We start from the raw sequence: 8,395 nt of genomic DNA, 5'->3' as shown, positions 1-8,395 counted from the left end.
GGTTTGCGTCACATATGCGCCGGCAAAAGGCGCATTGCGCGCCACGTTGAGACCCGCTGCTGCAAAAGCCGCTTCAATGATATCCACAACCTCAGAGGATGCGGACGCGCCAAACCGGTCGCCCAGCACGATCTCGGGTCGCCTTCCGCGCGCAGTGCCCGCCATGGCCACCGCCTCATGTGGCATCGAGTGGCAGTCCACCAGAATTGCCTGACCGAACATCTCGTGTGATTCGGCCAGCAGGGATTTCAACCGCGCATGATACGGGCGCCAATAGGTGTCGATGCGCAGCCGCGCTTCGTCCATGGTGAGTTTGCCGCGATAGATTGCCCGACCGTTGGCAACCACGCGGGGAATCACCCCCAGCCCTGACGCGACCCTTGGATTATGCCCGTGCCTGCGGGCACCGCTGATCAAGGCCGGGTCAAGCTCATCCAGACTGCGGTTCAAATCCAGGTAGGCGCGTGGCATGGCCGCCTTGATCAAAGGGGCACCGTTTTCCGCGGCGGGCGCGAACAACTGATCAACAAATGCATCTTCTGAGGATCGAATCACGCTCCGGTTCAATACGGACCGGTTCAGAAATACCTCAGGATACTCCCGCCCGCTGTGTGGCGATGAAAAAACCACGCACGAGGTGCGGTTTTCGGGCATATCCAATACATAGGCTGCGCTTTGCATGATCCCTCCGTGTTCGCAATCAACATAGACCGGAAAAATTGTTCTTCCAAACCCCTTGAACCCATTTGCGACTCCTTTTATAGACCCCGCTACCGGCGCGGGGATCCGCGCCCCATTTCGTTATGGGGCAAGGCACGCAAAGGGAAAGTGGGCGGTTAGCTCAGCGGTAGAGCACTTCGTTGACATCGAAGGGGTCACAAGTTCGATCCTTGTACCGCCCACCATCGTTTCACTGTTCCGGTTTTCCGGGACACCCGAGTAACCCAGGCGCTGGCCACGTCCTTGATGAAGGCGCCGCAGATTGGAGACAGACCATGAAGGTCAAGAACTCGCTCCGCTCGCTCAAGAACCGGCACCGCGACTGCCGGATTGTGCGTCGCAAAGGCCGCGTCTACGTGATCAACAAGACGCAGCGCAAGTTCAAAGCGCGTCAGGGCTAAGAACTGCACATTACTGCTTAATGAAACCGCGCCTCCGGGTGCGGTTTTTTTGTTTCACCCGCGCCTAAAATGTAATCCCTGCATGGATCAGAATGCCGATGACCATAAGAAAGTTCAGAACCATCGAAATCCCGTTGCCGACATAGATTGGCAGCTTTCCAACAACCAAGCCGTAGGCAAACCAAAGCAGGGATAAGGCGGTATATAGCGACCACGACAACAAGGATTGTCCCGAGGCATGGTGCGAATGCGTCAAATACAGCTTCACGAGCTGCGGCAGTGTGGCAAAGGGACCGACCACACCAATAAAAACCATGAAGCCTTCAAAGCGCGACATCCAATGGCCAAGGTTAGATTTCTCTAATTTTTCAGCCAGTGTTTCGGGCATATCTCAGGTTCTTCCTTTAAGTGAATAAGCCAGCTTTTTTGATTTCCAAGACAATCTGTCCTGTCAAATTATCCGCTTGAAGCGTTTGGACCAAGCCCCCTCGGCCACGTTACCACCGACCTTTCCCCCTCGCATGCCTTCAGAGCATCGCATGTTGAACGCCACCAGCGACCTTTTGCCCAAGTAAATCAGTCGGATTTACTTGCATCCCGCCCAGAATCGTATAATTGAGAAAATCAGTCGGATTAATGACCGGCCCGAAATTCAATTGTTGAGGCACACAATGCTGAAATCCACGACCTGCCTAGCCGCCGCGCTGTCGGCTTTGATCGCAACCTCTGCCGCCGCCGAGGGCGAACTGAACCTCTATTCGTCGCGCCACTATGACACCGACGAACGGCTGTATACCGACTTTGAAGACGCAACCGGCATCAAGATCAACAGGATCGAAGGCAAAGCGGATGAACTGATTGCCCGGATGGAAGCGGAAGGCGCGAACTCACCTGCCGACGTGATGCTGACCGTGGACACGTCGCGTCTGGCGCGGGCCAAGAATGCAGGTGTCCTCCAATCAATCGACAGCGCTACACTGGAAGAGCGCATTCCCACCAACCTGCAGGATAGTGACAATCAGTGGTTTGGTTTCTCGCAACGCGGTCGGATCATCTTTTTCGACAAGGAAAACGTGACCAACCCGCCGGCCACCTACGCTGATCTGGCCAAACCGGAATACAAGGGAATGGTATGTATCCGGTCTTCGACTAACACCTACAACCAGACCCTGCTGGCATCGATCATCACACATGAAGGCACTGAGGCCGCCAAGTCCTGGGCCGAAGGCGTTGTCGCCAACATGGCGCGTGACCCGCAGGGCGGTGACACCGACCAGTTGCGCGGCATCGTTTCGGGCGAGTGTGACATCGCGGTTTCGAACACCTACTATTTCGCGCGCTCCATTCGCACAGACGTCAAAGGCTTGTCCGCAGACCGCGATATGATCGGCTGGGTCTTCCCGAACCAGGACAGCTACGGCGCGCATATGAATCTATCCGGTGGTGGGGTCGCCGCGCACGCACCCAACAAGGAAAACGCGATCCTATTTCTTGAGTATCTGGCCAGCGATCAGGCGCAGAAATACTTCTCGGCGGGCAATGACGAGTTCCCGGCAGTTCCAAATGTCGAACTGGCCGAGTCGGTCCAGGCGCTGGGTGAATTCAAGGCCGACGACGTGAACCTATCAGACGTTGCAAAGAACATCCCCGAAGCGCAGAAGATCTTTAACGAAGTTGGCTGGAAGTAAGCCTTCTTTCGCTGGTTTCTTAAAAGGATGCGGCTTGTTCGCATCCTTTTTTGTTTGATAAGCTATATTTTTTAGAGTATTTTCTCGTATATGAGATATTTTTTCAACTACTTATAATGCCCGACACCCTGTCAAACCGCCTTGCCAATCGCCTGAGCGAACTGCGCCGCGGGCGTGGCTGGTCTTTGGATTACCTTGCCGAGCACTGCAGGATCAGCCGCGCCACCTTGTCCCGCATGGAAAAAGGGGATGTCAGCCCAACAGCCGACAATCTAGGCCGTCTGTGTGCTGCATACGATCTGCCGATCTCGCGGCTGCTGATGATGGTTGAGGACAGCTTTGACCCCAAGGTTCCATTCGAACGCCAGACCGAGTGGCGCGACCCTGAAACCGGCTTCACCCGCCGTGCTGTTTCACCACCTGCAAATGGATTGAACGCCGAGGTTCTGGAATGCCACCTGCCCCGGGACACGGTCATCACCTACGAAGTGCCTCCTAAATCGGGGCAAGAGCATCATCTGATCTTAATGGACGGCGCGCTTACTCTGACGGTTGATGGAACGGCGCACGCGCTGAACGCCGGGGATTGCCTGCGCTACCATCTGTCGGGACCGACCCGGTTTGAAACAGGGGCGTCGCGTGGCGCACGTTACCTGCTGGTGCTTATATGATCACGCGCCTGACCGATAACGATTTTGACGCGGCACTGGATGACCTGGCTGAAATCCTGCATGCCTGTGTTCATGATGGGGCCAGCATAGGTTTCATTCTACCGTTTACCCTGAATGATGCGCGTGCGTACTGGCACCAAAACGTACAGCCCGGTCTAAGGTCAGGTAAGCTGGAATTATTCGTTTCGTATGACGGTCCCCGCATTACAGGCACCGTTCAACTGATCCCGGCGGCAATTCCCAACCAACCCCACCGCGCCGATGTGGCGAAACTTCTGGTCCACCCTAACGCCAGACGGCGGGGGTTAGGCCGATCCCTAATGAATGCGCTTGTTCTTCGCGCGCAAGAGGTGGGGCGCACGGTGCTTGTACTTGATACGCGCAGCACCGATCCCTCGCGGCTGCTTTATCAAAGCCTTGGGTTTCAGATCGCGGGGGAAATACCGAATTACTGTCGGAACCCATTTGAACCAAAATTCGAACCCACAACTTATATGTACAAAAACCTTGACGCTTGAAAAGACGCGGCCCCCGCTACTCGGCGGCTCTGATCTTTTCGGGGAACTTGTTCGGCAACAGCCCGAGGCGGCGCGCACGACGAACATCTGCCAGCAGGTCCCGTTCGGCGGCCTCAAACAATTCTTCAGGGTCATCCAGAACAAAATACCCCATCTGATGCATGTCGATCCGGTAGGGTGTTCGTAGAATCGTCAGAACATCAAACGGGTCACGATCTGGTATGTCGCTGGTCACAGCGTAGACCAGTTCAGTCGGTGACGAGGCCAACCCTGATCCCAGCGCCTTGATTTGACCGTTCTGGCGGCGCAGACCAAACTCGATCGAAAACCAGTAGAGCCTGATCAGCCAAGCATAATCCGCGTCATCTGCCTGCTTTCCGGCTAGCCCGATGGCGTGGCTGAACGCGGCAAAACGCGGGTCGCTTAACAACGGGGTGTGTCCGAAAATCTCATGAAAGATATCCGGCTCTTCGATATAGTCGAAATCTTCCCGGGAGCGGATGAAAGAAGCGGCCGGAAAAACCCGATCCGCCAGCATCCCGAAAAACGTCTTGAATCCGATCAGCGCCGGAACCGGCTGCACCCGCCAGCCGGTCAGGTCCAGCAGCCGTTTCGAAATTTCTGCACAAGAAGGCACTTTGGTCTTCGGCAGGTCCAGCCGCGCCAAACCGCTTAGGTATTCCGGCGCCATATAGCGCCGTACGTTTTCTTCCTGTGCCGCGTAAAGATCAGCCCAGACCGCATTCTCTTCGTCTGTGTAGGTAATGTGGCCATGTTCATCCGCCAGTTTGGCGACATATTTCGTCGATTTGGGCATCAGCATCCTCCTGCATGAGATCAGGATACCTCAACTCACATGGAGAATTTGTTTTGATATTCTACCTATCGTCCGTATTATGAACGGAACATTCCAAAATATTGCTACTTTCGGACCAAATGCTTCACCCAGCCGACATCGATATTTTGCGAGAGCTTCAGGCCAGCGGGCGTCTGTCAATGCAGGAGCTTGCCGACCGGACCGGGTTATCGGCGTCGCAATGCTGGCGCCGCGTCCGTGACCTTGAATCGTCCGGGGTGGTTTCAGGGTATCGCGCGCAGGTTTCAGCCAAGGCTGTCGGGCTGAATGCCATTGCCTATGTCCACGTCGCACTGAAAGACCATCAGGAAAACAGCATCTCGGCGTTTCTTCGTCTTATCGAGACCGAGCCGCAAATTGTTGAGTGCGCCTCGATCACCGGGGATCACGACTTTATCCTGAAAGTTTATGCCAAAACCCCCGAGGATCTTGAGGTCTTCATCATGCAGCGCTTGTTGAAATCAGGGCTGGTCCGCGACACCCGCAGCAACTTTGTGCTTCGCCAGACCAAGACCCGCGGCCCTTTACCTATTCTGTGACAAGGCCCACCAAAACGGAACCTGAGCGGATCTGTCCGGGCCATAACCCATCCTTGCGAAGATGTGGTGTTGAAGGGCGGAGAGTGTCATTCAGTTGGAAAAGCCCGGCCACCATTTCCTGGCGGCCGGGCTTTCAAAATTCAAAACGCGTCTTCAGAAATGAGCTGATTTCGCGGACGCAGGCTTTTCCATCGGCGGCGCGAACTTGGTCAAGTCGATCCCCTTGACCGCCGACTTGTATTCCTCGGCAGTTGGCGTCCGGCCCAAAATGGCCGAGAGCACGACAACCGGCGTCGACGCCAGCAGGGACTCACCCTTTTTCTCATCCGAGTCTTCGACAACACGCCCCTGGAACAGGCGCGTGGATGTCGCCAGAACGGTATCGCCTTTTGCAGCCTTTTCCTGGTTCCCCATGCAAAGGTTACAGCCGGGCCGCTCAAGGTACAGGATATTTTCATACTCCGTACGTGCCTTGTTCTTCGGAAAAAGATCATCGAATTCAAAGCCCGAGTATTTCTGAAGAATGCTCCACTCGCCTTCTTCCTTAAGTTCATCGATGATGTTGTAGGTTGGTGCTGCGACAACCAGCGGGGCCTTGAATTCGACGGTGCCCCGTTCCTCTTCTAGGTTCTTAAGCATCTGCGAGACGATAATCAGATCGCCCTTGTGCACCATGCACGACCCGACAAAGCCCAGATCGACCTTCTTTTCACCCTTGTAGTAGGAAACCGGGCGGATTGTGTCGTGGGTGTAACGCTTTGATACGTCAGCATTGTTCACGTCAGGATCGGCAATCATCGGTTCGTCGATCTCATCCAGATCAACAACGAGCTCGGCAAAATACTTGGCGTTTTCATCGGGTTTCAGGGCCGGCTTTTCACCCGACCTGATTTCCGCGATCCGCGCATTCGCCTTGTCGATCAGACCTTGCAGCGTCTGGGCTTCGTTCTCCATGCCCTTGTCGATCATGATCTGGATGCGGCCTTTGGCGATTTCCAGAGATTCAATCAGCGTGTCATCTTCGGAAATACAGATTGAGGCCTTGGCCTTCATCTCGGCCGTCCAGTCGGTAAAGGTGAACGCCTGATCCGCCAGCAAGGTGCCGATATGAACTTCGATGATCCGGCCCTGGAAGACGTTGTCACCGAATGTCTTTAACATCTGCGACTGGGTGGCGTGAACCACATCGCGGAAATCCATATGGTCTGCCATCTGGCCTTTGAAGGTCACCTTAACCGATTCAGGGATCGGCATCGTGGCTTCACCGGTCGCCAGCGCCAGCGCAACGGTGCCCGAATCCGCGCCAAACGCTACGCCCTTGGACATGCGGGTGTGCGAATCGCCGCCAATGATGATGGCCCAGTCGTCCACGGTGATGTCGTTCAGCACCTTGTGGATTACGTCTGTCATCGAATGGTAAACACCCTCGGGATCACGCGCAGTGATCAGGCCAAAGTTGTTCATGAATTTCATCAGTTTAGGAATGTTCGCCTGCGCCTTTGCGTCCCAAACCGACGCTGTGTGGCACCCGGATTGATAGGCGCCATCAACGATGGGCGAGATCACGGTCGCCGCCATGGCTTCCAGTTCCTGCGCGGTCATCAGGCCGGTGGTGTCTTGCGACCCAACGATATTGACCTTAACCCGAGCATCCGAGCCCGCGTGCAGAACCTTTCCGTCAGCCACACCAACCGCGTTTTTGTTGAAGATCTTCTCGACAGCTGTCAGGCCCTGACCCTCGTGCGAGATTTCCCTGGACGGAGCAAATGCAGATTCCAGCGCAACGCCAAGGGTTTCGGCCGCAAATGTCTGCAGCTTCTTACCAAAGACAATCGCGTAAGAGCCGCCAGCCTTGATGAATTCGACCTTTTGCGGCGTGAAGGACGACGATACATCGACAAGCTCTTTATCGCCTGCTTCGTTGTAAAGCTTCTTGTCCTTTGTGTTGATGGTCAGAACGGTTCCGGTCTCGACCGAATATTTCTGTTCAAGGACAGGACTTTCGTCGTTGTTCAGGATCGGGTTGCCGTCGTCATCCAGCTTTTTAACCCAGTTCTTCAGGTCAATACCGATACCTCCGGTCACGCCAACGGTGGTCAGGAAGATCGGTGAGATTCCGTTTGTTCCCGCGACAACTGGTGCGATGTTCACAAAGGGAACATAAGGGCTGGCTTGCGTTCCGGTCCACAAGGCGACGTTGTTGACGCCGGACATGCGCGAGGACCCGACGCCCATGGTCCCTTTTTCGGCGACCAACATGACACGTTTGTCCGGGTGTTGTTTCTGCAAATCCTGAATCTCGGCCTGCGCCGCCGGTGTGATCATGCATTTGCCATGCAGTTCCCGATCCGCACGAGAATGCGCCTGATTGCCGGGCGACAGAAGGTCGGTGGAAATGTCCCCTTCGGCCGCGACATAGGTCACAACCTTGATTTCCTCATCGATGTCAGGCAGCCGGGTAAAGAACTCGGCCTTGGCATAGCTTTCCAGAATGTCCTTTGCGATTGCGTTTCCGGCCTCAAAAGCAGATTTGAGGCGCTGGGTATCCGCATCATACAGGAACACCTGTGTTTTCAGCACCTCTGCCGCCTGACTTGCGATCGACGCGTCGTCGCCCAGCGCCAGATCCAGCAGAACCTCGACCGAGGGGCCACCTTTCATATGTGACAGCAGCTCGAACGCGAAGGCCTGCGAGATTTCTTCGACCGAGGCTTCACCCAATATGATCTCTTTCAGGAACCGTGCCTTTTCACCAGCTGCGCTGGTTGTCCCCGGCAGCGTGTTATAGATGAAATAGGTCAAAGACTCGGCGCGGTGAACGTTGTCCACATCCTTGATTTGTTCGATGATTTCCTGAAGCAGCACACCGTCTTCAATGGGTTTGGGGTGCAAACCTTGCTCTTTGCGCGTCTCAATCTCGTTCAGGTATTCTGTATATAGGCTCATGACGGTTCCGACCATTTAGCTGGTGCGCTGGCGGGTAACAAACCAGCGCCTTAATT

At 55.2% G+C, this 8,395-nt stretch carries 9 protein-coding genes and 1 tRNA gene; 6 read left to right on the top strand and 4 right to left on the bottom strand.

What is annotated here, in order from left to right; genetic code table 11:
* Positions 1-681 (bottom strand): N-formylglutamate amidohydrolase (locus AC2FND_RS12170; RefSeq protein ID WP_496769978.1); only part of this gene is annotated, 681 nt, incomplete at its 3' end.
* Positions 682-830: 149 nt separating this feature from the next.
* Here AC2FND_RS12170 and AC2FND_RS12165 point away from each other — a divergent pair.
* A tRNA-Val gene (locus AC2FND_RS12165) sits at positions 831-905 on the top strand.
* A gap of 90 nt (positions 906-995) precedes the next feature.
* Positions 996-1,121 (top strand): type B 50S ribosomal protein L36, encoded by a 126-nt coding sequence (gene ykgO, locus AC2FND_RS12160; RefSeq protein ID WP_008755722.1) that lies wholly within the window; start codon positions 996-998, stop codon positions 1,119-1,121.
* Between the two features lie 64 nt (positions 1,122-1,185).
* On the opposite strand, the gene AC2FND_RS12155 is transcribed toward ykgO, so the two are convergent.
* On the bottom strand, positions 1,186-1,509 hold the full coding sequence (locus tag AC2FND_RS12155) for a SemiSWEET transporter (protein ID WP_209507156.1): 324 nt from the start codon (positions 1,507-1,509) through the stop codon (positions 1,186-1,188).
* A 283-nt stretch (positions 1,510-1,792) separates the two neighbouring features.
* On the opposite strand from AC2FND_RS12155, the gene AC2FND_RS12150 reads away from it, so the two are divergent.
* The 3 genes from AC2FND_RS12150 to AC2FND_RS12140 all read left to right on the top strand — a co-directional run bounded on the left by AC2FND_RS12150 (position 1,793) and on the right by AC2FND_RS12140 (position 3,998).
* Positions 1,793-2,809, top strand: a complete 1,017-nt coding sequence (locus AC2FND_RS12150; protein WP_496769977.1) for a Fe(3+) ABC transporter substrate-binding protein — start codon at positions 1,793-1,795, stop codon at positions 2,807-2,809.
* A gap of 116 nt (positions 2,810-2,925) precedes the next feature.
* Positions 2,926-3,480, top strand: coding sequence for a helix-turn-helix domain-containing protein (locus AC2FND_RS12145; protein ID WP_209507158.1), 555 nt, complete (start codon positions 2,926-2,928; stop codon positions 3,478-3,480).
* Entirely contained in the window at positions 3,477-3,998 is a 522-nt protein-coding gene (locus AC2FND_RS12140; protein WP_496769975.1) for a GNAT family N-acetyltransferase, read from the top strand. Before AC2FND_RS12145 ends, AC2FND_RS12140 begins: the two co-directional genes overlap by 4 nt.
* A 16-nt stretch (positions 3,999-4,014) precedes the next feature.
* Here AC2FND_RS12140 and AC2FND_RS12135 read toward each other — a convergent pair whose 3' ends face one another.
* On the bottom strand, positions 4,015-4,815 hold the full coding sequence (locus AC2FND_RS12135) for a phenylalanine 4-monooxygenase (protein ID WP_209507160.1): 801 nt from the start codon (positions 4,813-4,815) through the stop codon (positions 4,015-4,017).
* A 119-nt stretch (positions 4,816-4,934) separates the two neighbouring features.
* Between AC2FND_RS12135 and AC2FND_RS12130 the strand changes: the two genes are divergently transcribed.
* Complete coding sequence (locus AC2FND_RS12130) at positions 4,935-5,393, top strand: Lrp/AsnC family transcriptional regulator (RefSeq protein WP_496769974.1); 459 nt, start codon at positions 4,935-4,937, stop codon at positions 5,391-5,393.
* A gap of 153 nt (positions 5,394-5,546) precedes the next feature.
* Here AC2FND_RS12130 and AC2FND_RS12125 read toward each other — a convergent pair whose 3' ends face one another.
* Positions 5,547-8,339: a bifunctional aconitate hydratase 2/2-methylisocitrate dehydratase gene (locus AC2FND_RS12125; RefSeq protein ID WP_496769972.1), complete on the bottom strand. Its 2,793-nt coding sequence runs from the start codon at positions 8,337-8,339 to the stop codon at positions 5,547-5,549.
* Between the last annotated feature and the right edge of the window lie 56 nt (positions 8,340-8,395).

Source organism: Ruegeria sp. BHSB056 (assembly GCF_059613305.1).
This window is presented reverse-complemented; position numbering and strand designations above follow the sequence as displayed.